The organism is Halarchaeum rubridurum (genome assembly GCF_014647115.1).
GTDB lineage: Archaea > Halobacteriota > Halobacteria > Halobacteriales > Halobacteriaceae > Halarchaeum > Halarchaeum rubridurum.
In genome coordinates this window covers 319,112-343,626 of record NZ_BMOO01000004.1, presented here as the reverse complement: position 1 = coordinate 343,626, position 24,515 = coordinate 319,112, and the positions used below count along the sequence as shown (strand labels likewise).

General features: G+C 69.6%; 31 protein-coding genes and 1 tRNA gene. 21 read left to right on the top strand and 11 right to left on the bottom strand.

What is annotated here, in order from left to right; all coding sequences use genetic code 11:
• Window positions 1-51: 51 nt before the first annotated feature.
• On the top strand, window positions 52-672 hold the full coding sequence (locus IEX84_RS10570; protein ID WP_188872532.1) for an archaellin/type IV pilin N-terminal domain-containing protein: 621 nt from the start codon (window positions 52-54) through the stop codon (window positions 670-672).
• A gap of 87 nt (window positions 673-759) precedes the next feature.
• On the opposite strand, the gene IEX84_RS10565 is transcribed toward IEX84_RS10570, so the two are convergent.
• On the bottom strand, window positions 760-1,245 hold the full coding sequence (locus IEX84_RS10565) for a DUF7500 family protein (RefSeq protein ID WP_188872531.1): 486 nt from the start codon (window positions 1,243-1,245) through the stop codon (window positions 760-762).
• 91 nt (window positions 1,246-1,336) lie between these two features.
• On the opposite strand from IEX84_RS10565, the gene IEX84_RS10560 reads away from it, so the two are divergent.
• The 4 genes from IEX84_RS10560 (at window position 1,337) to IEX84_RS10550 (ending at window position 2,744) form a co-directional block, all read left to right on the top strand.
• Window positions 1,337-1,516 carry a hypothetical protein gene (locus IEX84_RS10560; RefSeq protein ID WP_188872530.1) on the top strand — a complete coding sequence of 60 codons (180 nt, stop codon included), beginning with the start codon at window positions 1,337-1,339 and terminating at the stop codon, window positions 1,514-1,516.
• Window positions 1,517-1,565: 49 nt separating this feature from the next.
• Window positions 1,566-2,165 (top strand): hypothetical protein, encoded by a 600-nt coding sequence (locus tag IEX84_RS14595; RefSeq protein ID WP_229732358.1) that lies wholly within the window; start codon window positions 1,566-1,568, stop codon window positions 2,163-2,165.
• A 2-nt stretch (window positions 2,166-2,167) separates the two neighbouring features.
• Window positions 2,168-2,302, top strand: coding sequence for a hypothetical protein (locus IEX84_RS14745; RefSeq protein ID WP_268237653.1), 135 nt, complete (start codon window positions 2,168-2,170; stop codon window positions 2,300-2,302).
• A gap of 64 nt (window positions 2,303-2,366) precedes the next feature.
• Window positions 2,367-2,744, top strand: a complete 378-nt coding sequence (locus tag IEX84_RS10550; protein WP_188872529.1) for a hypothetical protein — start codon at window positions 2,367-2,369, stop codon at window positions 2,742-2,744.
• Here IEX84_RS10550 and IEX84_RS10545 read toward each other — a convergent pair.
• Complete coding sequence (locus IEX84_RS10545) at window positions 2,741-3,355, bottom strand: hypothetical protein (protein ID WP_188872528.1); 615 nt, start codon at window positions 3,353-3,355, stop codon at window positions 2,741-2,743. The two genes, IEX84_RS10550 and IEX84_RS10545, sit on opposite strands and share 4 nt — an antisense overlap.
• Window positions 3,356-3,509: 154 nt before the next feature.
• Here IEX84_RS10545 and IEX84_RS10540 point away from each other — a divergent pair, with 154 nt between their 5' ends.
• The 6 genes from IEX84_RS10540 to flaJ are packed head-to-tail and all read left to right on the top strand — an operon-like array spanning window position 3,510 to window position 9,572.
• On the top strand, window positions 3,510-4,466 hold the full coding sequence (locus IEX84_RS10540) for a FlaD/FlaE family flagellar protein (protein WP_188872527.1): 957 nt from the start codon (window positions 3,510-3,512) through the stop codon (window positions 4,464-4,466).
• Window positions 4,467-4,910 carry a hypothetical protein gene (locus tag IEX84_RS10535; RefSeq protein ID WP_188872526.1) on the top strand — a complete coding sequence of 148 codons (444 nt, stop codon included), beginning with the start codon at window positions 4,467-4,469 and terminating at the stop codon, window positions 4,908-4,910.
• Window positions 4,911-5,366, top strand: a complete 456-nt coding sequence (locus tag IEX84_RS10530; protein WP_188872525.1) for a hypothetical protein — start codon at window positions 4,911-4,913, stop codon at window positions 5,364-5,366.
• A gap of 4 nt (window positions 5,367-5,370) precedes the next feature.
• Complete coding sequence (locus IEX84_RS10525) at window positions 5,371-6,126, top strand: ATPase domain-containing protein (RefSeq protein WP_188872524.1); 756 nt, start codon at window positions 5,371-5,373, stop codon at window positions 6,124-6,126.
• Window positions 6,127-6,128: 2 nt separating this feature from the next.
• Window positions 6,129-7,808, top strand: a complete 1,680-nt coding sequence (locus IEX84_RS10520) for a type II/IV secretion system ATPase subunit (RefSeq protein WP_188872523.1) — start codon at window positions 6,129-6,131, stop codon at window positions 7,806-7,808.
• Between the two features lie 6 nt (window positions 7,809-7,814).
• Window positions 7,815-9,572, top strand: coding sequence for an archaellar assembly protein FlaJ (flaJ, locus tag IEX84_RS10515; protein WP_188872522.1), 1,758 nt, complete (start codon window positions 7,815-7,817; stop codon window positions 9,570-9,572).
• A gap of 128 nt (window positions 9,573-9,700) precedes the next feature.
• Here the strand turns inward: flaJ and IEX84_RS10510 are convergent, their stop codons facing one another.
• Window positions 9,701-10,138, bottom strand: coding sequence for a FlaD/FlaE family flagellar protein (locus IEX84_RS10510; RefSeq protein WP_188872521.1), 438 nt, complete (start codon window positions 10,136-10,138; stop codon window positions 9,701-9,703).
• A gap of 95 nt (window positions 10,139-10,233) precedes the next feature.
• On the opposite strand from IEX84_RS10510, the gene gnd reads away from it, so the two are divergent.
• The gene (gene gnd, locus IEX84_RS10505; protein WP_188872520.1) at window positions 10,234-11,130 is read left to right on the top strand and encodes a phosphogluconate dehydrogenase (NAD(+)-dependent, decarboxylating); all 897 of its coding nucleotides are present in this window, start codon (window positions 10,234-10,236) and stop codon (window positions 11,128-11,130) included.
• Between the two features lie 278 nt (window positions 11,131-11,408).
• Window positions 11,409-11,481: transfer RNA gene (locus IEX84_RS10500), tRNA-Arg, on the top strand.
• Between the two features lie 35 nt (window positions 11,482-11,516).
• On the opposite strand, the gene IEX84_RS10495 is transcribed toward IEX84_RS10500, so the two are convergent.
• The gene (locus IEX84_RS10495) at window positions 11,517-12,032 is read right to left on the bottom strand and encodes a deoxyuridine 5'-triphosphate nucleotidohydrolase (RefSeq protein ID WP_268237655.1); all 516 of its coding nucleotides are present in this window, start codon (window positions 12,030-12,032) and stop codon (window positions 11,517-11,519) included.
• A gap of 179 nt (window positions 12,033-12,211) precedes the next feature.
• On the opposite strand from IEX84_RS10495, the gene IEX84_RS10490 reads away from it, so the two are divergent.
• The 4 genes from IEX84_RS10490 to IEX84_RS10475 all read left to right on the top strand — a co-directional run bounded on the left by IEX84_RS10490 (window position 12,212) and on the right by IEX84_RS10475 (window position 15,712).
• Window positions 12,212-14,200, top strand: a complete 1,989-nt coding sequence (locus IEX84_RS10490) for an aconitate hydratase (RefSeq protein WP_188872518.1) — start codon at window positions 12,212-12,214, stop codon at window positions 14,198-14,200.
• A 144-nt stretch (window positions 14,201-14,344) separates the two neighbouring features.
• On the top strand, window positions 14,345-14,815 hold the full coding sequence (gene rimI, locus IEX84_RS10485; RefSeq protein ID WP_188872517.1) for a ribosomal protein S18-alanine N-acetyltransferase: 471 nt from the start codon (window positions 14,345-14,347) through the stop codon (window positions 14,813-14,815).
• Window positions 14,816-14,855: 40 nt separating this feature from the next.
• Complete coding sequence (locus IEX84_RS10480; RefSeq protein WP_188872516.1) at window positions 14,856-15,272, top strand: DUF5810 domain-containing protein; 417 nt, start codon at window positions 14,856-14,858, stop codon at window positions 15,270-15,272.
• 23 nt (window positions 15,273-15,295) lie between these two features.
• Window positions 15,296-15,712 carry a DUF5809 family protein gene (locus IEX84_RS10475; RefSeq protein WP_188872515.1) on the top strand — a complete coding sequence of 139 codons (417 nt, stop codon included), beginning with the start codon at window positions 15,296-15,298 and terminating at the stop codon, window positions 15,710-15,712.
• Here IEX84_RS10475 and IEX84_RS10470 read toward each other — a convergent pair.
• A complete protein-coding gene (locus tag IEX84_RS10470; protein ID WP_188872514.1) occupies window positions 15,709-16,140 on the bottom strand; it encodes a metal-dependent transcriptional regulator in 432 nt (143 codons plus the stop codon). The genes IEX84_RS10475 and IEX84_RS10470 overlap by 4 nt on opposite strands.
• 79 nt (window positions 16,141-16,219) lie before the next feature.
• Here IEX84_RS10470 and IEX84_RS10465 point away from each other — a divergent pair, with 79 nt between their 5' ends.
• Together IEX84_RS10465 and IEX84_RS10460 are read left to right on the top strand one after the other, a co-directional pair.
• Window positions 16,220-16,762, top strand: a complete 543-nt coding sequence (locus tag IEX84_RS10465) for an NUDIX hydrolase (protein WP_188872513.1) — start codon at window positions 16,220-16,222, stop codon at window positions 16,760-16,762.
• Between the two features lie 49 nt (window positions 16,763-16,811).
• Complete coding sequence (locus IEX84_RS10460; RefSeq protein WP_188872512.1) at window positions 16,812-17,177, top strand: rhodanese-like domain-containing protein; 366 nt, start codon at window positions 16,812-16,814, stop codon at window positions 17,175-17,177.
• Window positions 17,178-17,404: 227 nt separating this feature from the next.
• Here the strand turns inward: IEX84_RS10460 and yciH are convergent, their stop codons facing one another.
• From yciH to IEX84_RS14740, 5 genes are all read right to left on the bottom strand, one after another.
• On the bottom strand, window positions 17,405-17,698 hold the full coding sequence (gene yciH / locus IEX84_RS10455; protein WP_188872511.1) for a stress response translation initiation inhibitor YciH: 294 nt from the start codon (window positions 17,696-17,698) through the stop codon (window positions 17,405-17,407).
• A 58-nt stretch (window positions 17,699-17,756) separates the two neighbouring features.
• Window positions 17,757-19,847, bottom strand: coding sequence for a transglutaminase domain-containing protein (locus IEX84_RS10450; RefSeq protein WP_188872510.1), 2,091 nt, complete (start codon window positions 19,845-19,847; stop codon window positions 17,757-17,759).
• On the bottom strand, window positions 19,844-20,809 hold the full coding sequence (locus tag IEX84_RS10445) for a DUF58 domain-containing protein (RefSeq protein WP_188872509.1): 966 nt from the start codon (window positions 20,807-20,809) through the stop codon (window positions 19,844-19,846). Before IEX84_RS10445 ends, IEX84_RS10450 begins: the two co-directional genes overlap by 4 nt.
• Entirely contained in the window at window positions 20,809-21,798 is a 990-nt protein-coding gene (locus IEX84_RS10440) for an AAA family ATPase (protein WP_188872508.1), read from the bottom strand. Before IEX84_RS10440 ends, IEX84_RS10445 begins: the two co-directional genes overlap by 1 nt.
• An 81-nt stretch (window positions 21,799-21,879) precedes the next feature.
• Window positions 21,880-22,014: a hypothetical protein gene (locus tag IEX84_RS14740; protein WP_268237652.1), complete on the bottom strand. Its 135-nt coding sequence runs from the start codon at window positions 22,012-22,014 to the stop codon at window positions 21,880-21,882.
• Between the two features lie 160 nt (window positions 22,015-22,174).
• Between IEX84_RS14740 and IEX84_RS10435 the strand changes: the two genes are divergently transcribed.
• The gene (locus tag IEX84_RS10435; RefSeq protein ID WP_188872507.1) at window positions 22,175-22,363 is read left to right on the top strand and encodes a hypothetical protein; all 189 of its coding nucleotides are present in this window, start codon (window positions 22,175-22,177) and stop codon (window positions 22,361-22,363) included.
• A gap of 20 nt (window positions 22,364-22,383) precedes the next feature.
• On the opposite strand, the gene IEX84_RS10430 is transcribed toward IEX84_RS10435, so the two are convergent.
• The gene (locus IEX84_RS10430) at window positions 22,384-23,142 is read right to left on the bottom strand and encodes a coenzyme F420-0:L-glutamate ligase (protein ID WP_188872506.1); all 759 of its coding nucleotides are present in this window, start codon (window positions 23,140-23,142) and stop codon (window positions 22,384-22,386) included.
• A 112-nt stretch (window positions 23,143-23,254) separates the two neighbouring features.
• On the opposite strand from IEX84_RS10430, the gene IEX84_RS10425 reads away from it, so the two are divergent.
• Entirely contained in the window at window positions 23,255-24,496 is a 1,242-nt protein-coding gene (locus tag IEX84_RS10425) for an NUDIX domain-containing protein (RefSeq protein ID WP_188872505.1), read from the top strand.
• Window positions 24,497-24,515 lie beyond the last annotated feature (19 nt).

The following is a 24,515-nucleotide window of genomic DNA, read 5'->3' as shown; positions in this document are numbered from 1 at the left end:
GTAACGGCCAATACTCTTTTTCAGGTGGGGGCTGCAGACTCGGTCGTCGCAATGGAACTCAGCCTCCCAGACTTCGACTACGAACGCGGCCAGGTCGGTATCGAGACCCTGGTCGTGTTCATCGCGATGATCCTCGTCGCGGCGATCGCGGCGACGGTGCTCATCAACACGACCGGCTTCCTGCAGAACAAGGCGTCCGCCACGAGTCAGGACTCCGCACAGCAGGTCTCGAACCAGGTCGTCGTGATCTCGGGCGTCGGCGACGTGCACAACAATTCGAGCGGTGAGAAGGTCGTCAATCAGACGGAACTGACGGTGATGCAGTCGCCGGGCGCGGATTCAATCGACCTCGGTGGGTCCACGATCAAGTGGATCGGGCCGCACGGCGCGCAGACGCTGACGTACGCCGATAACGCCTCCGCGGCGGACGCGGAGTTCTCCGTGTCTGCGATCCGCGACGAGGACGGCTCCCTCCCGGTCCTCAACGAGAAGACCGACCGGATGAAGCTCAACATCGCGCTGGACAAGAACGCGGACGCGCTGAAGCCGCTGCAGGCCGGCGAGGACGCGACGATCCAGATCGTGACGCAGTCCGGGAGCCAGTACACGTACGTGGCCTCCACGCCGCAGACGCTCAGCTCACAGAGCGACGGCGGCGCGGTCTCCCTGTAACGTCACTGGCTCTTCGAACTCAGAACGTTCTTTCCTTCGCTTTTTTGCGCGACGCAACACCGCGTAGCGACGGCCACGCGCCGACGGCTACGGCTCGACGTCGAGGTCGGACTGTCGCAAGAGGAGTTCGAGGACGTCCTCGGGCGGGAGCGAGTCGTCGACTTGGCCCGCGTACCACCGGAGGGCCTCCTCGACGGTCTCGACGATGTTGTTCGAGGTGACGACGGTCGTTCCGACCCCCGCGTCGGTCTTCGCGGAGAGGACGATTCCGTACGCGTCGTCGCTCCGTTCGAGCGCGCCCGCGTGGTCGCGCTCGTCGTCCCCGGACTCGGCGTCGCGCGCCACGCCGTCGGGGAGGTCGGTAGCTGGCGGTGTCCCCGAGGCCTCGCCGTTCGTGGAGACGACGTAGCGGCCGTCGCCGCGCTCGCGGACGCCCTCGCGGTGCGCGATGTCGAGGTCCGTGGGTTCGAGCGGGTTCCCCTCGCCCGCGTCGCTCTCGCTACGCAGCTCGGCGATCCGCTCGGCGTGCTCCACGGCCAACTCGTCGTCGTCCGGCTCCGTGTCGTCGGCCATACAACGCTCTTGGGCCACGAGCCACAAAACGTTCCGGTGCCGCCGGTGTGGGCCGCAAGGGTTGTGTCCCGCGCCACCCTACGCCGGGTCGATGGTCTCCTTCGCGCTGATGGCCGCCGGCGGCGGCATCGTCGTGGCGTCCACCGCGTTCTTCCGGCTCGCCGACAGCGACGAGACCGAACTCACTCACCTCGTGCTGCTCGAATACGGGTTCGCGGGGCTCCTGTTGCTCGTCGGGCTCGGCGTCCTCGCGTACGGCCTGCTCGGCTGACGGCCGCGCGGGCCGTCATCCTCTTGCGGACTCGGGCCCCATCGACGGTATGACCTCTCGACGCTCCGTGCTCGCCGCCACTGGGTCGGCCGCGGCCGCGGCGCTCGCGGGCTGCACGGGCGACTCCTCCGACGGCGGGAACACCGTTACGGCGACGGAACCCGACGGTGACGGGACGGCGACGGCCGGCGAACTCCGCTGGCTCCTCGCGCACGGCGACGGCGCGCTCGACGTCCGCTCGATGCGCGTCGACGGCGACCGGATCGACGTGACGTTCGCCTCGGACGCCGACGACCTCACCGCGTTCCTTCAGGAGATCGGGAAAGTCCTCAACGCCTACGCGCGCTACGTCGACAGCGACGGCTCGGCGACCCGCCTCGTCGGCCACGTCGCGGACCGAGCGACGACCGACTACACGGGCGGGGGTGAGTACGGCCAGGCGGACCGGTTCCACGTCGAGCGCGAGTGGGCCGTGCGGTTCAACGACGGCGACCTCTCGAAACGCGAGTACCTCCAGAAGGCGCTCAACACCCGCGCGTACGTGGGTCGTGGCACGGGCGGGAACGAATCGACGGACGGAGTGACCGGCACGTCGGCGGCCGCGAACGACTCGGAGAGCTCGACCGCGTCGACGACGGAGGGGGCGTGAGGATGACGCGTTCCGACACTTCTCGGCGTGCGAGCCCGGCGCACGACCGCGCGAACGTCCCGCAGAACGTGATTCCGCTGCTCCTCGTCGCGCTCATCGTCTTCGTCCTCGCCGTCCTCGCCGCGGCGACGCTCTGAGTCCGCGAACGGCCGGCCCCGAACAGCCAGTAGCGTTTTGACGCGTGCGGACGCACCCTCCGCCATGTCAGAGAAAGACGGTGCGATATCCGACCTCCTCCCCGAGGAGTCCGCGGGGCTCTCGCTCTCGCTTACGCCCGGTCTCTCCGCGTTGCTCACCGTTTTCGGGGTCGTCGTCTCCGCGCTCGTGCTCGCCGGCGTCGGCTACGCCCTCGACTTCCACCGCCAGGAGGTCGTCGTCACGGTCGTCTCGCTGGCCGTCCTCATCTTCCTGGGCGTCGGCTACGCGCTCTTCCGGGCGATGATCGCGGCGACGAACCGCGATGAGAACGCCGGGAACGCGACGACTCATCCGGCGTTCCTCCTCCTCTTCGTCTTCCTCGCCTTCCTCGTCGCCGTCTACCTCGCGTTCCTCTACAGCACCTTCTACATGTACCTCTAGACGGCGACGAGTTCGCGGACGATGGTGAACGCGGCGGCGAACGCGACGACGAGGCCGAGTGTCAACGTCGGGTCGAAGGCCGCGACGAGCGACGGGGCGCGCAACCGTGCGATGATGGCGAGTTCGAGGCCGATGACGACGGCGAGGAGCGCGACGACGGCTTCGCCGAAGCGCCAGAAGCGGACGGGCCACGGGCTCTTCTCCTCGACGAGTGCCTCGTCCCCACGCACCTCGTTGCGGACGAACTGGACGTCCTCGACGCCCTGACCGAGCAGGTGGGTCTTCGCCTTCCCCACCCGCCACCGGTCGAGGTCGTCGTTCGGGAGGTCGTAGCCGTAGCAGACGAGGTAGTCGTACTCGCGGGAGAAGTGGTCGCCCCGGACCCGGAGGTCGGTCGCGTCCGAGCGGCCGTAGTCGGTGTAGACGACGATGCCGACGCCGTCGACGGCGAGGTCACAGGGTGCGCTATCGGCGCGGCGGACGACGGGGGGTTCGACGACGTCGTCGAGGTAGGTACGTAACGACCCGATCAGGTTGCGGCGGTACTCCGCGTCGCTTCGCCACCCGGCGAGCGCGTCGACCACCCGTTCGTACCGCACTCGTTCTGACATCTCTACCTACGGTCACGACTACGAGCCGAGATAAAAGAAAGTATTGCACGGCTCGAATCCGGTTTTTCGTGTCGGCGAACCCTATATCGAGCGATTCGGGCGCACTGGAGCGGCCGAAACGCCCTTGAGCGGTTAGCGCCAAACGATTTCGTGAATGAACGCCCGTGATGTCGTCGACGAGCTCGGGTTGGGTGCGTTCGTGGGCGAGTCAGACGCAGATGAGGCGGACGCGTCCGATTCGAGCGATGCGACCGATACGTCCACGGAGGCCGACGCCGAGCCGTCGAGCGACGCCGCGGTGCAGGCCGACGACGAACCCGCGGAGGCGACCGCCGAATCGACGGGGTCGGCGAACGCCACCTCGGACGACCTCGACGACGTCAACTATCGCATCGACGAACTCGAAGCCGACGTCGAGGACAACGAGTCGGCCATCGAGGAAGTCAGACAGAACCGCGAGGACCTCGAAGCGCGCCTCGACCACCTCGAGGACAATCACGCGACGCTCCTCGGCGTCTACGACCAGCTCGTCGAGGACGTCAACCCCTTCGCGGGCGACAGCGACTTCGAGCGCCCCGAACAGGACGGCCCCTACGGGGTCATGGACCCCGACGCTGACGGGGACGCCGGTGACGACGTCGTCAGCTTCGACGACGTCAAGCGCTCCGCGGGGTCGGACGACGGCGACGCCGACGCGGAGACCGCGGAGTCCCGTCGCCCCGTCGAGGCGGACGGTGCGCAGACGACCGAGCGCGCCTCGCCGTCACCCGACCAGGGGAGCAACTCGGCGTCCTCGACGCCGGTCGCGGACGGCGACGCGTACCTCAGCTCGCTCTCCTCGACGTACGCGACGGACATCCTCCTCCTCCGGTGGCTCTCGATGCTGCTCGACACCGCCGGCTCCTCGGGCGCGCTCGAGGCGCTCGAATACTACGCCCAGATCGGCTGGATAAGCCGCCCGGTCCAGCGCCAACTGGAGACCCTGATAAGCGGCGCGGACGAGGACGCAATCGACCCCGACGCCGAACAGAGTCTCGAAGAGATTCCGGTCGAGGTCCACGACCGGAGCTCCCAACACATCCAGCGCATCGCCAGGGAGCGCGGCGAGTAGATGGGGTTCAGCACGAGCGGTGCCGTCGCGGTCCTCCTGATCGCCGCGCTCATCAGCGCCGGCGTCATCGTCCCCGCGGTGCAATCGAGCGCCGACGAGGTCGAGCGCGCGTTCAACGACCGGACGAACCACGCCGTCGCCATCGAGAACACCGATGTCGAACTGCGCAACGCCACGTACGACGCCGAAGCGGACACGTTCACGCTCACCGCCGAGAACGTCGGCACGACGACGCTCACGGTGGCCGACGTCGACCTGCTCCTCGATGGCGACTACGTCTCGGAGCGCCGGACGGCCGTCGAGAGCCGGAGCAGTCGGACGGCCTGGGCACCCGGTGAGACCCTGACGGTCACGGTCGAACGCTCCGCACAGCCCACGCGCGCGCTCGTCGCCACGAAGGGCGGTATCTCGCGCGCGACGGGGAACGTCACGGTGGTGAGCTAGATGGCCGGCTCCTCCGTCTCCAAGCTCATCATCTTCATCGCGTCGCTCCTCGTCGCCACGTCGGTGGCGATGACGCTCACCGGGAGCGTCATCGACCTCCAGGGGACGCTCAGCCAGCAGGGCGGGAACACGGCGGACGACATCGCCTCGGACGTCACCATCGTCAGCGACCCCGGGAGCCCCGAGGCGATATACGACGACGAGAACGAGACCGTCACCCTGCTCGTGAAGAACAGCGGCTCGAAGACGCTCGCCGCCGACGGTGGACCAATCGACGTCCTCGTCGACGGGAGGTACGCGAACGGGACGACCGTCACCGACCTCGGGGACGGCGACGGCGTCTGGGCACCGGACGAGACCGTCCGCGTCACGGTGAATCGGGACCTCGACGCCGGCGCGCACCGCGCGACGGTGCTCCACGGCGGGACCTCCTCGACCATCCGCTTCTACCTCTAGACCAATGACAGACCTCTACGAACTCGGGCTCGAAGACAGCGACCGGGTATCGAACGCCTTCGGCGGCGGCCTTCCCGCGGGAAGTCTCGTCCTCGTCGAGGGCGAACACGGTGCGGGCAAGAGCGTCCTCGGCCAGCGCTTTTGCTACGGGCTCTGCGAGACCGGGACGACGGTCACCTACGTCTCCCAGGAGGAGACGTCCGCGAGCTTCATCGAGCAGACGCGCTCGCTCGACTACGACCCGGTGGACCACCTCCTCCGCGAGCGCCTGCTCTTCTTGCACGCGAACGTCGACACCTTCGACGCCATCGACGAGCAGGGGGACGACGCGGACGGCCCGCGGCGCGAACTCCTCACGCGGATGATGCACGCGGGGACGATGTGGCAGAGCGACGTCGTCGTCATCGACGGCTTCGACGCCATCCTCCGTAGCGACCCGCAGTTCCAGCGCGCCGTCGAGCAGAATCGGGAGGACGACGTCATCCAGAACGTCCTCTCCTTCTTCCGGCAGCTGCTCGCCGACGACAAGACGGTCGTCCTCACCGTCAACCCCGACTCGTTGAGCGGGCGGGCGCTCCGGCCGCTGCGCGACACGAGCGGCGTCTACCTCCAGCTCAACACGAAGCAGGTCGCGGGCGACGTCCGCCGCGAGATAATCGTGCGGAAGTTCGCCAACATGGGCGACCAGGTCGACGACAGTATCAGCTTCGACGTCCAAGTGAACCGCGGTATGACCATCGTCACCCGCACCGTCGCCTGACCATGTCGGAGCACGGCACCCCGAACCCGTCGCCGGAACTCGAATCGCTCGCCGCCGAGCACCCGCATCTCGACGAGCACCTCGAACGGATGTACGCGGAGTACGGCGAGTACCCGATGCTCGTCGACGAACCAGACGGCGAGCACGCGGTCTCGAACCCGAACATCGTCTACTCGACGGATTCGGAGTACCCGACGTTCTACCAGGTGTTCGGCGACACGGGTATCCCGACGCGCTACCACGTCATCGAGCCGTCGCTGACGAGCGAGGAGCGCGAGCAGTACGAGGAGGTGCGCCAGCGCCTGCTCGAACGCAGCGTCACCGAACCCGGCCCGACCGCGAAGCGGGACTTCGAGACGCACCTCGACGACATCCTCGACGGTGTCGTCTCCGTCGGGGGCGCGGGCAGCACGATACAGTCGTTCGTCGGGACGCTCATCCCCCTGGAGGAGGACACCTACGAGAAGATTCGCTACCGCCTCCAGCGCGACATCGCGGGGCTCGGGCCGCTCAATCCGATCATGAGCGACCCCGAGAACGAGGACATCCACGTCATCGGGGCTGAGGAGTGTTACGTCGACCACGGGACGTTCGGGCTCCTCCCGACGACCGTCGACTTCGGGAGCAACGAGGAGTTCGAGCAGTGGCTCCAGAACATGGGCGAACGGATGGACACGCCCGTGAGCGACTCGAACCCGATAATCGACTCGACGCTCCCGGACGGCTCGCGTATCAACATCGTCTACTCCGACGACGTCTCCATCAAGGGCCCGAGCCTCACCATCCGGCAGGGCGACGAGGTGCCCCTCTCCGTCTTCCAGATTACGAAGTGGGGGACGCTCTCGCCGAAGCTCGCCGCCTACCTCTGGCTCTGCTTGGAGAACGAGCGGACGGTGTTCGTCGTCGGCGAGACCGCCTCCGGGAAGACGACGACGCTCAACGCGACGACGTCGTTCATCCCGCGCGACTCGAAGATATACACCGCGGAGGACACCGCGGAGGTCGTCATCCCGCACGACGCCTGGCAGCAACTCCTCACCCGCGAGGACCAGGGCGGCGACGAGGGGACGGACGTCGACATGTTCGACCTCGTCGCCACGGCGCTCCGCTCCCGGCCCGACTACATCATCGTCGGCGAGGTCCGCGGGGCGGAGGGACAGATGGCGTTCCAGGCCGCCCAGACCGGCCACCCCGTGATGCTCACGTTCCACGCGAGCGACATCGTCTCGATGGTCCAGCGCTTCACCGGGAACCCCATCAACGTCCCCGAACCCTTCATGGACAACTGCGACGTCGCGCTCTTCCAGAACCGCGTGAAGCAGGGCGACGACATCCTCCGGCGCGTCACGAGCGTCCAGGAGATCGAGGGCTACTCCGAACAGGAGGGCGGCGTCCTCACCCGACAGGTGTTCAACTGGGACCCCCGCGAGGACGACGTCGCCTTCACCGGGATGAATAACTCCCACGTCCTCGAAGACCAGATAGCGGAACTCCTCGGCTACCAGGACACCCGCGACATCTACGCGGAACTCGAACGCCGCGCGCAGATAATCGAGCGCCTCATCGACGCCGACGTTCTCGGGTTCCACGAGGTCAACGACGCCATCGCCACCTTCCAGCGCGACGGCGTCCGCGCGCTCCCGATAAGCGCCGCCGGCCTCCCGGACACCCCGGAGGTCTGACCGTCGATGGCGACCGACTCCGCCTCCGAGACGACGACCGCGGGCGTGCAGGACATCGACGAACCCGACGGATTGGGGCTGCGCGCGCTGTTGCGCGACCTCCTCCGGGACTACCGGTACATGGACGTCCCCATCCGGCGCTACGTCCTCCTCGCCATCATCCCCTCCTTCGTCCTCGGGCTCCTCTTCCCGGTCGTCGTCCTCGTCTACGTCGGGTCGTTCCTGCCGACGTTCATCGCGCTCCTCACCGGATTCTTCTTCCCGGTCGTCGTCGTCTTCTACCCGAAGATACTCCAGGACAGACGCCGCAAGCAGATTCGCGAACACTTCCACCTGTTCATCACGCACCTGACCATCCTCTCGACGACGAACATCGACCGCGTCGAGGTCTTTCGCACCCTCGCCCAGGAGGACGAGTACGACGCCATCGCCGAGGAGATGGCGCGAATCGTCGGCCTCGTCGACACGTGGAATCAGAGCTTGGAGGACGCCTGCCGGATGCGCTCCGAGAGCATCTCCAGCCCGCTCATGTCGGACTTCCTCGAACGGCTCGCGTACACCGTCGGGGCGGGTCGCGACATCAGCGAGTTCCTCCTCGAAGAACAGGACTCCATCATCGGGAACTTCGTCGTCCGCTACGAGTCGCGCCTCGACCGCCTTGACCTCCTGAAGGACGTCTATATGTCCATCGTCCTCTCGATGACCTTCGGCGCGGTCTTCGCCATGGTCATCCCCTTCATCGTCGGCATCGACCCCACGCAGCCCGTCGCCGCCGTCATCATCCTCTTCGCGTTCGTTCAGGGTATCTTCGTCTTCGCCATCCACAGCGTCTCGCCCTCCGACCCCGTCTGGTTCGGCGGCTCCAGCGTCTCGCTCGAACGGAACATCAAGCTCCGCGCGACGCTCCTCGCCAGCGTCGCGCTCTGTTTCGTCCTCGGCGGGCTCTGTTACGCCCTCCTCACGAACGCGTTCGGGATCGGGAACCCGATTCCGACGGTGTTCTACCTCGCCATCCCGTTCACGCCCCTCCTGCTCCCGGGATACGTCGCCTACACGGCCGAATCGCGTATCAAGGAACGCGACGAGTCGTTCCCCGCGTTCATCCGCGCGCTCGGTGCCGTCGAGAGCGTCAAGCAGTCCTCGACGTCTTCCGTCCTCGAATCGCTGCGCACGAAGGACTTCGGCGCGCTCACCGAGCAGATCGACAACCTCTACAAGCGCCTCGCGCTCCGCGTCGACTCACAGGAGGCCTGGCGCTACTTCGCCGCCGAGGCCGGCTCCTACCTCATCCAGAAGTTCAGCGACATGTACGTTACCGGCCGCCGGATGGGTGGCGACCCGAAACAGCTCGGCCAACTCATCGAGTCGAACATCTCCGAGGTGCTCAAGCTCCGCGACCAGCGCTCTCAGTCCACCGGGACGATGACGGGGACGCTCTACGGTATCACGGCCGCGAACACGTTCGCGCTCTTCGTCGGCCTCCAGGTCGCACAGATATTCCAGCAGGTCTCCTCCGAGATGAACCTCTCGCAGAGCCGCCTCGGCGGTCTCCTCAGCGCGCAGGTCTACGATATCCCGCAGCTCCAGTTTCTGCTCTTCGTCGCCGTCCTCATCAACGCGCTCCTCTCCTCGTTGATTCTCCGCTACACCGACCGCGGCCACCTCTCGACGATGCTCCACCACTTCGTCATCCAGACGTGGATTAGCGTCATCGTCGCCTTCGCCACCATCCGAATCACCGAGTCCATCATCTCCTTCTCCTGAACTCGAATCCCCCGCCGCGGGGCGCACACGGCCATCGACCGTGGCGGCGTACCGGCTCCGCGGTCGTGGCGCTCGTGGGCGTTCGGAGACCGGTCGAGTGAAAACCGAATCGACGCCGTCGTTCGTGTCTACTCGCCGGGGCCGGTGAGGTCGCTCGGGTCGCCGAGGTCGCTCGGCCCGGAGAGGTCCTCGCCGAGCGTCGTCGAGGCGAGGACGTGCGAGAGGCTCTCGTTGGCGATAGTCGTGATGAACTCGAGGGACTTCGCGTGCTGGTGGAACGGCGTCCCGGCGAGCGATTCGAGCTCCTTCGGGAGGTCGTCGTCCACGGAACCCGCGACGGTGCTCGTCGCGCCGCCCGAGAGCCCGCGGACGTAGTCGGTCATCGTCTGGCGGACGCCCTCGCTGATCCAGCCGAGTTCGGCGTAGAGCCGGAGGGCGTTGAGCGCCCCGCTGCTGCCGAAGGTCCCGGAGAGATAGCGCGCCCACTTGAGTGCCGTGATCCGTTCGGCACCCTCCCCCTGAATCTCCGTGAGATGGGGGTCGCGGCCCGACGGCGACTGGGACATCATTCGTTGTCCCGTCTCGGGGCCGCGAGCCCTTTGCCGTTGCGGCCACCCGCGGGAACCGCAACCCCTACGGTCGCGCCCCGGGACCCACGCGTATGGAACTCGGCGTCATCGGGCTCGGCCGGATGGGGCGCATCGTAGTTGATCGGGTCCTCGACGCGGGCCACGACGTGGTCGCGTTCGACATCGACGAGGACGCGGTCGCGGACGCGGCCGACGCGGGTGCGACGCCCGCGAACAGCATCGAAGCCGTCGCCGACCAGCTCGGCGCGGAGAAACGCATCTGGCTGATGGTGCCCGCGGGCGACCCGGTCGACGCCGCGCTGGAAGAACTCGAACCGCACCTCGACGCCGAGGACGTCGTCGTCGACGGCGGGAACAGCCACTTCGAGGACTCGACGCGCCGCGCCGACTCCATCGACGCCGCGTACCTCGATTGTGGGACCTCGGGCGGGCCCGCTGGCGCGGAACTCGGCTTCAGCCTGATGGTCGGCGGCCCGCAGTGGGCGTACGACGAACTCGTCCCGGTCTTCGACGCGGTCGCCACCGGACCGCAGGGCCACGACCGGATGGGGCCCGCCGGGAGCGGTCACTACGTGAAGATGGTGCACAACGGCGTCGAGTACGCGCTCATGCAGGCGTACGGCGAGGGCTTCGAGCTCCTCCACGAGGGGCGCTACGACCTCGACCTCGAAGCCGTCGCGCGCACGTGGAACAACGGCGCGGTCATCCGCTCGTGGCTCCTCGAACTCTGCGAGGAGGCCTTCCGCGAGGAGGGGAGCGACCTCGGCACCGTCGCCGACCACGTCGCGGGCGGCTCGACGGGGACGTGGACGGTGCAGGAGTCGCTCGAACAGGAGGTGGCGATTCCGCTCATCTACGCGGCGCTCGGCGAGCGCTTCGACTCGCGGACCGACGCGAAGTTCTCGCGGCGACTCGCCAACCGGCTCCGGTACGGCTTCGGGCGGCACGAAGTCGCTCGGAACGACTGAGCGCTAGCGAGGGAGTGAGAGCGACAGTAGCCGAGCGGGGAGGAACGACCCGCGAGGCACGCCATCGCTCGAACGGAGTGATCGTGCGGCCGCTACGCGTGTGGCGTGCAGGCGGCGCGGGCGCACACGGACCGGTTCGCCGCCGGTTTCGCTTTCCGGTCCGTGCTCGGTGTTACGTCACGTCTCGGGATCGGCGCGTCCTCCCGTTTGAACGTCCGCGTCGCCGCACCCACCTGCTTCACAACCGTTTTACCCTCGCTCCGACTATCGGGTGGTGAGGGCGCGTAGCTCAGTGGACAGAGCACTTGGTTCCGGACCAAGATGCCGAGGGTTCAAATCCCTTCGCGCCCGTTCTCACGTTCGCGTCGTTCGTTCCGTTCTCACCGTCACTCGACGCCTTCGCCCTGATAGCTGCCGTCGTACTCTCCCTCGTGGTCGGCGTCGGCGAGGACGAACTGGGCGAAGCGCGCGCCGCGTTCGAGCTCGATGGGGTGGCCGACTTCGAGGAGGCCTTCGCCCTTCCCCTCGTAGCCGGCGTCCCAGACGGCGGTGTGGAGCATGCAGGAGTTGCGCATCAGGCTGGAGCGGGGGTAGACGTAGCCGACGTGTCCCTCGGGGACGCGGACGGTCTCGGCGTAGCCGGCGACGTAGTAGCCGGGGTCGAGGGCGTAGAGCTCGCGGCCGTCACGCTCGACCGTCTCGACGGCCTCGCGTGCGCCGACGGTCTTGCCGTCGGTCGTGATGCGTCCGGGTTCGCGCTGTCGCTTGACGCGCGCGAGGGTGAGGTCGACGCCGTTCGGTTGGACCTGTTCGTCCGCGACGCCGCCGAGTGCGTCGGCGACGTACGCGCCACTCTCGAACATGTCGTTCTCTGTCGAGAGGCGGGGTAACTGTCTGTCGATTTCGACGTTCGCCCTCTGTCACGAAATACCACGAAGAACGCGTCTCGCAACCGATAGTCGGTGTTCTCCGAGTTCGTCGTACGCGGTCGAATCGCCGGCGAGCGGCGGTTTTCGCGGGCGTTCGCGGGATGGGTAAACACGCGGGATTTATAGTCGTCGGCTCCCGACTTCCCGGTGCTATGGGACAAACGCTGACGGAGAAAATCCTCGACGACCACCTCGTCGAAGGGGAACTCGAGACCGGCGAGGAGATCGGGATCGAGATCGACCAGGTCCTCACGCAGGACACCACGGGGACGATGGTCTGGCTCCAGTTCGAGGCGCTCGAACTCGACGAAGTCCAGACCGAGCTCGCCGCGCAGTACTGTGACCACCAGACCTACCAGTTCGACTTCAAGAACACGGACGACCACCGCTTCCTCCGGTCGGCCGCGGGCACCTATGGGGCGTACTTCTCCCGGCCCGGGAACGGCATCTGCCACCAGGTCCACAAGGAGAACTTCGCCGCGCCCGGCAAGACCCTCCTCGGGTCCGACAGCCACACGCCGACGCCCGGCGGCCTCGGCGAACTCGCCATCGGTGCGGGTGGCCTCGACATCGCCGTCGCCATGGGCGGTGGCGCGTACTACGTCGAGGTGCCGGAAGTCGTCAACGTCCAGCTCGAGGGCGAGCTCCCCGAGTGGGCGACCGCGAAGGACATCGCGCTCGAAATGCTGCGCCGGCTCTCCGTGAAGGGCGGCGTCGGCAAAATCTTCGAGTACACGGGCGAGGGCGCCGAGTCGCTCACCATCCCCGAGCGCACGACGATCACGAACCTCGGCACCGAGCTGGGTGCGACGTCCTCCATCTTCGAGACGGACGAGAAGACGAAGGACTGGCTCAGCCGCATCGGCCGCGAGGACGAGTACGTCGAGCTTTCGGCCGACGAGGACGCGGAGTACGCGGACACGGTCACCATCGACCTCTCCGACCTTGAGCCGCTCATCGCGCAGCCCTCCATGCCCGACAACGTCGTTCCGGTCCGCGAGGTCGCGGGCGAGGACGTCGAGCAGGTCATGGTCGGCTCCTGTACGAACGGTGCCTACGAGGACATCCTCCCGGCCGCGAAGATGGTCGAGGGCCGCGAGGTCGCAAAACACACCGAGCTCATCGTCGCGCCCGGCTCCAAGCAGGCCTCCGAGATGCTCGCCCGCGAGGGCTGGACGGCCGAGATGATGGCCGCCGGTGTCAACTTCAGCGAGGCGACCTGCGGTGCCTGTATCGGCATCGGTCACGTGCCCGCGAGCGACTCCGTCAGCCTGCGGACGTTCAACCGCAACTTCGAGGGTCGCTCCGGTATCGAGGACGACTCCGTCTACCTCTGCTCGCCGGAGGTCGCCGCGGCCGCGGCGATCAAGGGCGAAATCGTCGACCCGCGCGACCTCGCCGACGAGCTCGGCGACCTCGAAGCGCCCGGCCTCGAGATGGGCGACTCCTACAGCCCCGGCATGGGCCAGGACGACCCGGACATCATCAGCCCCGACGAGGCCATCGACGACGAGCTCATCAAGGGCCCGAACATCGGCGACGTCCCGCTGAAGGACCCGCTCGACGCGCACCTCGAGGGTGAAGCCCTCCTGAAGATGGAGGACAACATCACCACGGACCACATCATCCCGGCGACGTCGGACATCCTGAAGTTCCGCTCCAACGTCCCGAAGCTCTCCGAGTTCACGCTCTCGCGCGTCGACGACACGTTCGCGGAGCGCGCGAAGCAGTCCGATGGTGGCTTCCTGGTCGCCGGCGAGAACTACGGTCAGGGCTCCTCGCGTGAGCACGCCGCCCTCTGCCCGATGTACCTCGGCATCGAGGGCGTCCTCGCGCAGTCCTTCGCCCGCATCCACAAGGCGAACCTGTTCAACTTCGGCCTCGTCCCGCTCACCATCGACGAGGACACCTACGCGAAAATCGAGCAGGGCGACGACGTCGAAATCGTCGACGACGTCGAGGAAGGCGTCAAGTCCGGCCAGGAGACGTTCACGGTCCGCGTGAACGACGACTGGGAGGCCGAGGCGCAACTCGACGCCTCCGAGCGCGAGCGCCGTATCCTCGCCGCCGGCGGCAAACTCTCCCTCACGAAGCAGCAGTACGGTGAGGGCGACAGCGGTGCGACGCCCGCGGACGACTAAGACGAACGCACGTCACCCACCTTCTCCGTTCTTTTCGCGGCCCCCGAGCGCCGCCAGCGTCCGGTACCGCCAGCGTTCAACACCGCCGAGCGACGCGACCGTCGGGCCACAGGTTACATATTCTCTCGTCCGGTAGTTCGTGGTGTGACGACGGCCGCCAATCGCGTCGAGCACGACGGTGTCCGCCAGGCGCGCCGGGAGGACCTCCTCGACGTCTTCCGAATCGAGAAGGCGTCCTTCGAGCAGCCGTGGCCGTTCTCGGCGTTCGAGCGCCACCTCGGGAACCCGGGATTCCTCGTCGCCGAGGACTCACTCGACGGCGTCGCGGGCTACGTCGTCGCGGACACGATTCCGAACCACGGTCGTCCGCTCGGCCACGTGAAGGACATCGCGGTCCACCCGGATGCGCGGGGGTCGGGACTCGGCCACACCCTCGTCTCCCGCGGGTTGTCCGTGCTCCGAACCCAGGGCGTCCAGAGCGCCAAGCTCGAAGTCCGGCGGTCGAACGACGCCGCGATTTCGCTCTACCGGGACTTCGACTTCGAGTACCTCCGCACGCTCCCGCGCTACTACTCCGATGGCGAGGACGCGTTCGTGATGGTCGCGCGCCTCTGAGGACGCCACGACTTTTGCCGCGCGTCCCCTTCCCCCCAGCATGGGCTACGCCTGTCCAGTCTGCGACGAGCACGTCCCCAACGCCGAGCACCTCGCCGACCACCTCGCGTTCGCCGCGGTGACGGGCGACGACGCCCACGAGTCGTGGCTCGACGAGCACGCGCCCGGGTGGGAGACGGGCGGCACCGAGGAGCTCGCACCGCGCGTCACCGAGCACGCCGAGACGGTCGAGTTCGAGGTCGACACGCACCCTGCCGGCGAGCACGGGCACGACCACGGCGGGGGCAGCGGCGCTCGCGGTGGCGGCGCGGGTGCGGGTTCGGGCGCCGGCGCACTCGACGCCGAGGCGCAGCGAATCCTCGAGGAGGCCGCGGAGATGACGCGGGAGATGCAACGCGACGGTGACGGGGCGGAGGACGACAGCGGGGCGACGACGTCCGAAGACGAAACCGAGTAGGGGCCGTACGCCCTCTCACGCGTATGGAGGAACGCGGATTTCTGGCGCCGGAGACCGAGGCGGAGGCGAGCGAGCAGTACCGCGAACTCGGGACCGCGGCCCAGACGGTGAGCCGCGAGACGGCGAAGGCGATGGAGTTCGACCGTGAGGAGTACCGCGAGCGCGTCACGAGCGACGTCGTCGAGACGGCGCGCGACGCGCTGTTCGCGTCGCTCCTCGTCGTCTCCGTGGGTACGAAAGCGGAGTTCGAGGCGTTCCGCGATGAGCACCCCGACCTCGACGTCCGGCTGAACGGGAGCGACAACGTCGAGCACGCCGTCTGGCACGTCGTCCCGTTCGCGGACACGGTCGTCGCGGCGACGTACCAGAACGAGCCGGACGCGGCCGTCGCCACGCTCCGGCGGATCGTCCACGGCCGCTTCTACAGCGACGTCGTCTAGGCCTGTTTGACGTCGGTACTGCAGGCGTCGAACTCGGCGTCGGGCGCGCGACACGACTCGCTACACGGGTGGTCGATGAAGGCCTCGAGGGCGGTCGCGGCCTCCTCGCTGAGGGCGTTCCCGAAGCCGGCCGTGTCGGCGTCCGTGCCCTCCGCGTCGCTCCCGACGAGGTTCTCGGCGAGACAGTGCCGCCACATCCACTCGCGCGTCACCGCCTCCCCGGCGTCGGTGAGCGTCGCGCCCGCGTACTTCTCGCGCGCGACGAGGTCGCGCTCCGCGAGGGCGTCGAGGCGTTCGGTGACGCTGGCCGGACTCACGTCGAGTGTCTCGGCGACCTCGCCGGTGCGAGCGGGACCGTCACCGCGCGCGCTCACGAGCAACACCGCGCTGAGGTAGCGCCCCGTGCTCGCCGTGACGTCGGCGTCCATACGCGGAGGTCGATGGCCGCGCGCATAAACGTACCCCCGGATGCCGCATGGCTTTGTACCGTCCCGCCCTCGCGGGGGTATGGACTGGACGGCCGACCCGTGGCCCGTCGTCGAGCGCGCGAGCGAGTACGAGACCGGCTGGTACACCGGCGGCTACGACCGCGTCGCGCAACCCGACGGCACCGAGAAGGACTACTACTGGGCGGACCTCCCGGACGCCGTCGTCGTCCTCGCTATCGACGGCGACGACGTCGTCTTCGTCGAGCAGTATCGCCCGGTCATCAGCGAGCACTGCCTCGAACTCGTCGCGGGCATCGTCGAGGACGGCGAGAGCTACGAGGCCGCCGCGCGCCGCGAACTCCGCGAGGAGACGGGATACGTCGCCGACGAGATGACCCTCCTCGAATCGTTCGCGTGCAGCACGGGCATCCTCCGACACGAGCGGGGAATCGCCGTCGCGGAGGGGCTCACGGAGACCGAACGCGACCTCGACGACAACGAGTTCCTCACGGTGACGCGCGTCCCCGCGGCCGACGCGCTCGCTCGCGCCCGCGAGCACCCGTCGAACGACGCCACGATAGAGGGGATTCTCCTCGCGCGGGCGGACGGCTATCTGGACTGACCCGCGCTGACCGCGGCGCTTATGCGCGCGGGCGGCCACCCTCGGACGTATGGACGGCGAGATACCGCCCGAGGAGGTCGAAGCGCTCGTGGAGGACGACGCGGACGTCCGCATCGTCGACATCCGCCCGGAAGGCGCGTACGCGCAGGGCCACATCCCCGGAAGCGAGAACGTCCCGTTCGCGGCGCTCACCCGCGACGTCGAGCGCTTCGCGGGCGCGGAGCACGTCGTCACCGTCTGCCCGCACGGCCAGTCGAGCGTGCAGGCCGCGAACCTCATCGCCTCCTACGAGGGCGTCGACGCCGACGCCACCGTGCAGAGCATGGCGGGCGGCCTCGTCGCGTGGGACGGCGACCTCGAAACGGCCGACGCCGGACGTCGAGGGCCCGACGAAGGCCCCGAAGCGCCCTTCTGAGCGATCACGTCGTCTTCGCCCGCCCTCTTCGGAGTCACCGCTACACGCGTGAAAACCTGAGGACGGGATGAACGCGGGGCGGAGCTAACACGGCCCCGATACCCGCTCGCATCGTCGGGCGCGAGGCGCGAGCGCGACCATCGCGGCCCCGAAGGCCGCGACGGGAGTGCGCCGCGCTTTTAGCCGAGATTTTGCCGGGGCGGCTCGCCGCCCGCAGCAAACGGTCGTCAGGCGACGTTGAAGCCCTTGTTGCGGAGGAAGTCCTCGATGCGGCCCGAGTGGTTCCCCTGGAGTTCGATTTCGCCGTCCTCGACCGTGCCACCGCACGCGAACTTGGACTTGAGGTCCGAGGAGAGACTGTCGAGGTCGACGTCCTTCGGGTCGAGTCCCTCGACGACGGTGACTTCCTTCCCGTAGCGGCGCTCGTCGATGCGGATTGTGATCTGCTGGGACTCCTTGGCGACGTCCTCGCAGACGCAGAGTTCATCGGGCAATCCGCACGTCGAGCATACGTCCGACATTACGGTTAGCGGTTGGGTGTCGGGCTACAAAATACTGTCGCCAGACGCCACGAACGGGCTACGGGCGGGCGTTTCCGCCGCGTAGTTCGCGGAGCGCCCGGCGGGCGTCGGCGGCGTCGTCGCTCCCGACGTCGCCTCGGTAGCGCGCGCGTTCGTGGAGGGACGCGAGGCGTCGTGCGGGCGTCGGCGCGTCGACCGCGTCGAGATACTCGCGGACGGTCTCGCCCGTCTCGCGCGGCCGGTGGCGGCGGGCGAGCACGTACAGCATCCGCTCGTGCGCGCCCGCGACGACCGCCTCGGGGTCGCCCTCGGGGAGCCAGCGGACCCAGAGCGCCCGATAGCCGCGTTCGAGGAGCCCGAGCCGGCGGGCGACGGCACCGACCCCGAGCGCGACGGCGACCCAGAGCAGGAGGGTCCGGGGGTCGGGGAGCGTCGGCCCGCTCGCCCCGTCCATCCTCGTTCCCGTCGCCGACGACGTCGCGTTCGCGGTGGTCGACGTGGTGGTCGTCGTCTCCGTGGGTGTCGTGGTGGTCGGCGTCGTCGACGTCGAGGTCGAGGTGGTCGCCGCCTCGTTCGTGTCGTCCGCCCCGCCGTCGCCCCCGGTTGCGTCTTCGAGTGCGGCCTGCTCGGCGTCGATGCGCGCGCCCGTGGGCGTCGGGTCGAAGCGGACCCAACCGGTGTCGGGGGCGTAGACCTCGACCCAGGCGTGCGAGTCGACGCCGCGGACGGTCCACGTCCCGAGGCCGGTCCGCTCGCCCGGCGTGTAGCCGGTGACGAAGCGCGCCGGGACGCCCTCCGCGCGGAGCATGACGACCATCGCGCTCGCGTAGTGGACGCAGTAGCCGGTCCCCGTATCGAGGAGGAACGTCCGGACGAGGTGGTCGTTCGCCGCGGGCGCGTCGAGCGAGTAGGTCTTGGTGCGCTCCAGCCAGCGCTCGATGGCGCGGGCCGTCCCGTAGGGCGTTGAGGCGTTCGCCGTCACGTTCGCGGCGAGCGCGTCCACCTCGTCGCCGGTCGTGTCCGGCACTTGGAGGTATCGGCGCTCGATTCCGTCCGGGTAGTCCGTCCCGGCGGCGTAGAGCGCGCGCTGGCCGCCGCGCAATCGCTCGCTGACGACGCGGTAGCTCTCGTTCGCGGTCAACGCGTTCTCGGGGACCGGCGTCCCGCCGCTCGTCACGCGGTAGTCGACGTCATCCACGGCGACGGGCTCGGCGACCGCCGGCATCGCCGAGAGCGGCCGTTTCGCGGTGACGCGCTGGGTGACGCGCTCGCTCGCCCCCTCGGGTCGTGCGAGCGACCCGCCGTCGCCGGTGCGGACCCAGCCGTTCCCCGTATAGCGGTCGTACGTGCCGACGCGCCAGTAGCCCGGCCGGTCGGCGCGGACGACGAACTGGACGGCCGGCGAGAGGTCGAGCGCCCCACCGAGACCGATTCGCTCCTCGGCGCTCGTCAGGCTCGTCGTCGGCGCGGTGTCCACGCCGCTAAACGTCGCCCCGCTGCCGCCCGGCGCGACCGACACGGCGACCGGCGCGACGGCGACGAGCGCGAGGACGAGACCGACCGTTTCGAGCTGTCGGCGGGTCGCGCCGTGGGAATCGAGGGTCCCGAGGCCGACCGCGCCCGCGGCGGCGAGTGCGCCGACGAGCGTCGCGGTGCCCGTGCTGTCGCCCGTGAGCACGAAGAACCCGAGCGCGAGGCCGGCGACGCCGACCGCGGGCGCGTAGCGGTCCCGGAGCGCGAAGTACCACGTGAGGAACGCGGGCGCGGGAATCATCGCCAGCGCCCAGACGAGCACGTTCACCATCCGGAGCACGGAGTAGCCGGTGAGGAGCGTGACGGCGTCGTCGGCGACCCGCGCGACGCTGAGCGAGCGCGCGTAGCTCTCGGGTGCGGTGGCGACGTACGCCGACAGACCCGCGCCGAGGAGGACGACGCCGACGGCGAGCGCGTACCGCGGTCGGACGGCCTGCGCGAGCGCGGCGAGGGCCAGCGAGCCGAGGAACACCGCCCAGAACAGGGTCAGGTCGCCGACGACGTCGACGACGTGGTAGAGCACGGCGAGCGACGACGCCGAGAGGACGGCGACGCAAGCGAGCGCGGCGAGCCGGGCGGGGGTCACCCGCCCGAGCACGGGTACGCGTCGCGTCACGCCCTCCCCTCCCCGAGGAGTTCGGCCGCCGGGCGCGTCTCGCCGTCGACGCTGACCGTCACGCCATCCGCCCCGGCGCAGACGACGACGCGCGCGCCTTCGGCGTCACTCCCCGACTCCGCCCGCCCGAGGTCGGCGAGCAGTTCGAGAGCGCGCCGTCGCGTCCCCGCGTCGCTCGCGGGTGCGAGCGTGCCGTTCGGCGTGCGGAGGCCGACGGCGACGCCGGCGTCGAGACAGGCGACGACGACGCTTGCCGCGGCGACCGCGGCCCGGTCGGGGTCCCCGCCCTCGCGGACGTCGACGGCGACGACGACGCGTGCGTCCGAGCCGTCGCCCGCGTAGGTCGTGACGAGGTACTCGTCCGGGCGCTTCGCCGACGCCTTCCAGTTCACGTCGCGCAGCGGGTCGCCGCGGACGTACTCGCGGACGCCGGCGAACTCGCTGCGCCCGCCGGCGGTCCCGACCGCCCCGGCGAGCGCGCGCGGCGGGGTACCGAGCGGGACGACGCTCGGGTAGACGACGACCTCGTCCCGGCCCTCCGCCGCGAACGACCGCCGCCACAGGCCGAACGGGTCGCTCACGACGACCGTCGCGGGACCGACGGCGTGGCGGCCGCGCTCGCGGAGCGTGACGTCGTAGCCTCCCTCGCGGCCGTCCGCGACGCTCCTGACCACGCCGTCGCCGTCGAGCCCCGTCCCGAGCGCGTCCCGGACGGTGACGAGCGCACCGTCGCCCCTCACGGCGAGCGAGACGCGCCGGTCGTCGCCGGGGAAGCCGTCCGCGGGCGGGTCGCGGACGACGCGCGGTGCGTCGGCGCGTGCGACGACGAGCGCGGCGAGCAGGAACACGCAGACAGCGGGGACGACGACGGCGTTCAGCGAGCGCGTCCCGAACGCCCGCGCGCTGACGAACCCCGCGAGGGCGACCGCGACGACGGCGACGCCGCGGCCGGTCGGTCGCATCACGGCGCTTCGGGGTCGACGGCGTCGAGCGCGCGCGAGACGACGCGCGTCGCGTCCTCTCCGCCGAGGTCGCCCCCCGCGTCGGCGCGCACCCGGTGCGCGAGGACGCTTCGCGCCTCTCGCTTCACGTCGTCCGGGACGACGTAGTCGCGCCCGTCGAGCACGGCGCGTGCCTGCGCACACCGGAGGAGCGCGACGCCGCCGCGCGGGCTGACGCCGAGCGCGGCGCGCTCTCGCGTCTCCGCGACGAGGCGTGCGACGTAGCGACGCACCGGCTCCGCGGTCTCGACGCGTGCCGTCGTCTCGCGCGCCCGCCGGAGCGCCGCGACGTCCGTGACGGGTTCGACGTCCGCCACGGGGTGATGGCCGACGACGCGTCCGAGCACTTCGACCTCCTCCTCGACGTCCGGGTAGCCGAGCGTGCACTTCTTCGTGAAGCGGTCCACCTCGGCCGCGGGGAGGTCGTAGACGCGGTCGCGTTCCACGGCGTTCTGCGTCGCGACGACGAAGAAGGGGTCGGGGAGCGCGTGCGTCTCGCCGTCCACCGTCACCTGTCCCTCCGCCATCGCCTCCAGGAGCGCGCTCTGGGTCTTCGGCGGCGCGCGGTTGATCTCGTCGCCAAGGACGACGTTCCCGAACACCGGACCCGGATGGAAGTCGAACCCGCCCGCCGCCTCGTCGAAGACGTTCGTCCCGGTGACGTCGCTCGGGAGTAGGTCGGGCGTGAACTGGAGGCGGGAGAACGTCCCGTCGATGGAGCCGGCGAGCGACCGCGCGAGCACCGTCTTGCCGACGCCCGGGACGTCCTCTAAGAGGAGGTGACCGCGCGCGAGGAGCGCGACGAGCGCGTCCTCGACGACGTCCGCCTTTCCGACGACGACCTCCCCGACGTTCTCCGTGACGCGCTCGACGAGCGCACGCGCCTCCGCCACCGGGAGCGGCTCGACGCCGCGCTCCGCGTCCGCCGCCCGCGTCGACCCCTCCGTCACGGCCGACCACCACCGACGCCACTCGCCGCGCCGCGGCTCACTCGTGCGTCGTCGGGTCCCGCGCGCCGCGCCGTCGCGCCCTCACCAGTCCGTGCAGTCCGCACAGTACCACCCCCGTTCGGTTCGCCAGCGCACGTTCGCGCCCGCCCCACACGCCTCGCACACTCCCGTGTCGAGTGCCACCCGACAGACGACGCCGACGTCTGGTTCGCTCACACCACCCCGTACGGGAAGCGAGCGGATAATCCCTCACCCCGAACCCCGACCCACCCGTATGGGGCTCGGGCATCGCCTTCGGCCCGGCCGACCCGGCGTCGCTCGCGGCGGGCGCGCGGAACCACCGGGAGCTAAGGGGCCGGCCGCCGTCGACGCGCGTATGGCGAACCCCATCGTCTTCGTCGACATCCTGCTCGGCGCGTTCGGCATCGTCCCCGCGCTCCTCGTCTTGTGCAGCGTCGCGCTCTTCGTCGTCCTCGGCGTCGTCTCCGTCTACTTGGGTGGCGGTGCGCTCGCCGACCTCGTCGGTGGCGCGGACACCGGATACGTCGACGGTCAGCCGCGCTAACTCACGTCCGCCCCTCCGTTCTACCCGTCGTAATGCCACTCGCGGAGCGCCTGCCGGACGAAGTCGCTCTCGACGTCCCGATAGAGGTTCTCGCTCCCCTCGTGGTCGCCGAACGCCCAGTCGCGGACGACGACCACCGGCGTCCCGTCGTCGCCCTCGCCGGAGACGAGGTTCGCCGTCGCCGCGAGTTCGTCCACGACCGACTCGACCGTCACTTCGAGTTCGTGGCCGTCGCGGTCGGTCTCGCCGCGCCAGTCGCGCGACGCCGGTATCCCCGCCCAGCCGATGGCGACGCCGGTCTGGCCGTGGCGGAACGGCCGCCCCGAGGTGTCCGTGACGACCACCGCGACGTCGGCCGCGAGGCTCTCGTGGATGCGGCGTGCCGACTCGCTCGGGTGTTCCGGGAGGAGGAGGAGTTCGGCCCCGCCCGTGTTCGAGCGGTCGATTCCGGCGTTCACGCCCACGTGTCCGAAGCGCGTCTCCGTCAGGAGGAACGGTTCGTCCATCACGAGGTCCGTCGACTCCTCAAGTACTGCTTGGGCGAAACGCGGGTCGCGCTCCTCGCCGGTCTGCTCCTCGAAGCGCGCCGCAATCTCGCGTGCTCGGGGCCCCGCCGGGTAGTCGTCGAGGGTGGCCGTTCGCCCCTCGACCTTGGAGATGATCGTGCTGGCGACGCAGACGACGTCGCCGTCGCGGAGGTCGGACGCGGACTCGATTGCCGCCGCGACGTCGTCGCCCGCCTCGAACTCGGGGAGTCCCGGAACTGCGAACGCTTCCATATCCGCAGTTCCGTCGGCGTCGCTAAAGGGCCGCCGATCCCCCGACACGGACACCGATACCGACGCCGCCGCGGCCCCCGAAGCTAACGGGGAGCCGACCCGACCGGCACGCATGGAGGAGACACACGTCGTCACCGTCTTCCTGCGCAACGGCACCGACGTCCTGCTCTTTCGGCGGAGCGACGACGTCGGCTCCTACGCGGGCCGGTGGGGCGCCGTCGCCGGCCACGCCGAGGGCGACCCGGACGCGCAGGCGCGCGTCGAGGTCCGGGAGGAGACCGGCATCGACCCCGAGACGGACACGACGCTCGCCCGCGCGGGCGACCCGTTCCCCGTCACCGACGACGAGCGCGGGACCCGCTGGGTCGTCCACCCCTATCTCTTCGACTGCGACACGCGCGACGTGACGCCGAACTACGAGACGACCACCTACGAGTGGGTGTCGCCGACGGCGATCCGCGAGCGCGAGACGGTGCCACGGCTCTGGACGTCCTACGACCGCGTCCGGCCGACCGTCGAGAGCGTGCGCGACGACGGGACCCACGGCTCCGCGTACATCTCGCTCCGGGCCTGTGAGGTCCTGCGGGACGACGCCGCGGCCGGAGCCGACTACGACGCCCTTCTCGGGACGGCGCGCGACCTGCTCGCCGCGAGGGAGAGCATGGCGGCCGTCGCCAACCGCGTGCACCGCGTCGTCGCCGAGGCGGACACGGCCGACGCCGACGGGATTCTGGCGAGCGCGACCGCGGTGCTCGACGCGGCGCTCGCCGCCGACGACGAGGCCGCCGCGGCCGCCGCCGCCGAGTTCGCGGGCGCGTCGCTCCTGACGCTCTCGCGCTCCGGTACGGCCTTCGACGCGGTCGTCGGCGCGACCCCCGAGCGCGTCGTCGTCGCGGAGTCACGGACCGGCCGCGAGGGCGTCGATACGGCCGAACGGCTCGCCGACGCGGGCCTCGACGTGGCGCTCACGACGGACGCCGCGGTCGCGTCGCTCGTCGCGGCCGTCGACGCGGTGCTCGTGGGCGCGGACACCGTGTTGCGCGACGGGAGCGTCGTGAACAAGGTCGGGACGCGCGCCGCGGCGCTCGCCGCCGCAGAGGCGGACGTCCCCGTCTACGCGGTCTGCGCGACGGACAAGATTGCCCCCGAGACGGACCCCGACGATCCCGACGTCGAGGACGCACCGTCGGCCGAGCTTTACGACGGCGACGCGTCCCTCGACGTCGTGAACCCCCTCTTCGACGTCACACCCGCGTCGCTCGTCACGGGCGTCGTCACGGAGGACGGCGTCCTCGACGAGGCGGGTGTCGAGAGCGCTGCGGCCGACCTCGCGGCGCTCCGCGACTGGCAGTAGCGTGGCCGGTGGCGGGCAC

Excerpts from the sequence above, each read along its gene's own strand:
- IEX84_RS10520 (WP_188872523.1), top strand. The coding sequence starts at position 6,129 with ATGTCGGAGCACGGCACCCCGAACCCGTCGCCGGAACTCGAATCGCTC.
- yciH (WP_188872511.1), bottom strand. The coding sequence starts at position 17,698 with ATGTCGGACGTATGCTCGACGTGCGGATTGCCCGATGAACTCTGCGTC.
- IEX84_RS10540 (WP_188872527.1), top strand. The coding sequence starts at position 3,510 with ATGAACGCCCGTGATGTCGTCGACGAGCTCGGGTTGGGTGCGTTCGTG.
- IEX84_RS14745 (WP_268237653.1), top strand. The coding sequence starts at position 2,168 with ATGACGCGTTCCGACACTTCTCGGCGTGCGAGCCCGGCGCACGACCGC.
- IEX84_RS14595 (WP_229732358.1), top strand. The coding sequence starts at position 1,566 with ATGACCTCTCGACGCTCCGTGCTCGCCGCCACTGGGTCGGCCGCGGCC.
- IEX84_RS10490 (WP_188872518.1), top strand. The coding sequence starts at position 12,212 with ATGGGACAAACGCTGACGGAGAAAATCCTCGACGACCACCTCGTCGAA.
- flaJ (WP_188872522.1), top strand. The coding sequence starts at position 7,815 with ATGGCGACCGACTCCGCCTCCGAGACGACGACCGCGGGCGTGCAGGAC.
- IEX84_RS10470 (WP_188872514.1), bottom strand. The coding sequence starts at position 16,140 with ATGGACGCCGACGTCACGGCGAGCACGGGGCGCTACCTCAGCGCGGTG.
- IEX84_RS10460 (WP_188872512.1), top strand. The coding sequence starts at position 16,812 with ATGGACGGCGAGATACCGCCCGAGGAGGTCGAAGCGCTCGTGGAGGAC.
- IEX84_RS10550 (WP_188872529.1), top strand. The coding sequence starts at position 2,367 with ATGTCAGAGAAAGACGGTGCGATATCCGACCTCCTCCCCGAGGAGTCC.
- IEX84_RS10570 (WP_188872532.1), top strand. The coding sequence starts at position 52 with ATGGAACTCAGCCTCCCAGACTTCGACTACGAACGCGGCCAGGTCGGT.
- IEX84_RS10530 (WP_188872525.1), top strand. The coding sequence starts at position 4,911 with ATGGCCGGCTCCTCCGTCTCCAAGCTCATCATCTTCATCGCGTCGCTC.
- IEX84_RS10525 (WP_188872524.1), top strand. The coding sequence starts at position 5,371 with ATGACAGACCTCTACGAACTCGGGCTCGAAGACAGCGACCGGGTATCG.
- IEX84_RS10560 (WP_188872530.1), top strand. The coding sequence starts at position 1,337 with ATGGTCTCCTTCGCGCTGATGGCCGCCGGCGGCGGCATCGTCGTGGCG.
- IEX84_RS10425 (WP_188872505.1), top strand. The coding sequence starts at position 23,255 with ATGGAGGAGACACACGTCGTCACCGTCTTCCTGCGCAACGGCACCGAC.
- IEX84_RS10475 (WP_188872515.1), top strand. The coding sequence starts at position 15,296 with ATGGAGGAACGCGGATTTCTGGCGCCGGAGACCGAGGCGGAGGCGAGC.
- IEX84_RS10435 (WP_188872507.1), top strand. The coding sequence starts at position 22,175 with ATGGCGAACCCCATCGTCTTCGTCGACATCCTGCTCGGCGCGTTCGGC.
- IEX84_RS10510 (WP_188872521.1), bottom strand. The coding sequence starts at position 10,138 with ATGTCCCAGTCGCCGTCGGGCCGCGACCCCCATCTCACGGAGATTCAG.
- gnd (WP_188872520.1), top strand. The coding sequence starts at position 10,234 with ATGGAACTCGGCGTCATCGGGCTCGGCCGGATGGGGCGCATCGTAGTT.
- IEX84_RS10430 (WP_188872506.1), bottom strand. The coding sequence starts at position 23,142 with ATGGAAGCGTTCGCAGTTCCGGGACTCCCCGAGTTCGAGGCGGGCGAC.
- IEX84_RS10565 (WP_188872531.1), bottom strand. The coding sequence starts at position 1,245 with ATGGCCGACGACACGGAGCCGGACGACGACGAGTTGGCCGTGGAGCAC.
- IEX84_RS10480 (WP_188872516.1), top strand. The coding sequence starts at position 14,856 with ATGGGCTACGCCTGTCCAGTCTGCGACGAGCACGTCCCCAACGCCGAG.
- IEX84_RS10545 (WP_188872528.1), bottom strand. The coding sequence starts at position 3,355 with ATGTCAGAACGAGTGCGGTACGAACGGGTGGTCGACGCGCTCGCCGGG.
- IEX84_RS10465 (WP_188872513.1), top strand. The coding sequence starts at position 16,220 with ATGGACTGGACGGCCGACCCGTGGCCCGTCGTCGAGCGCGCGAGCGAG.
- IEX84_RS10535 (WP_188872526.1), top strand. The coding sequence starts at position 4,467 with ATGGGGTTCAGCACGAGCGGTGCCGTCGCGGTCCTCCTGATCGCCGCG.
- IEX84_RS10445 (WP_188872509.1), bottom strand. The coding sequence starts at position 20,809 with ATGCGACCGACCGGCCGCGGCGTCGCCGTCGTCGCGGTCGCCCTCGCG.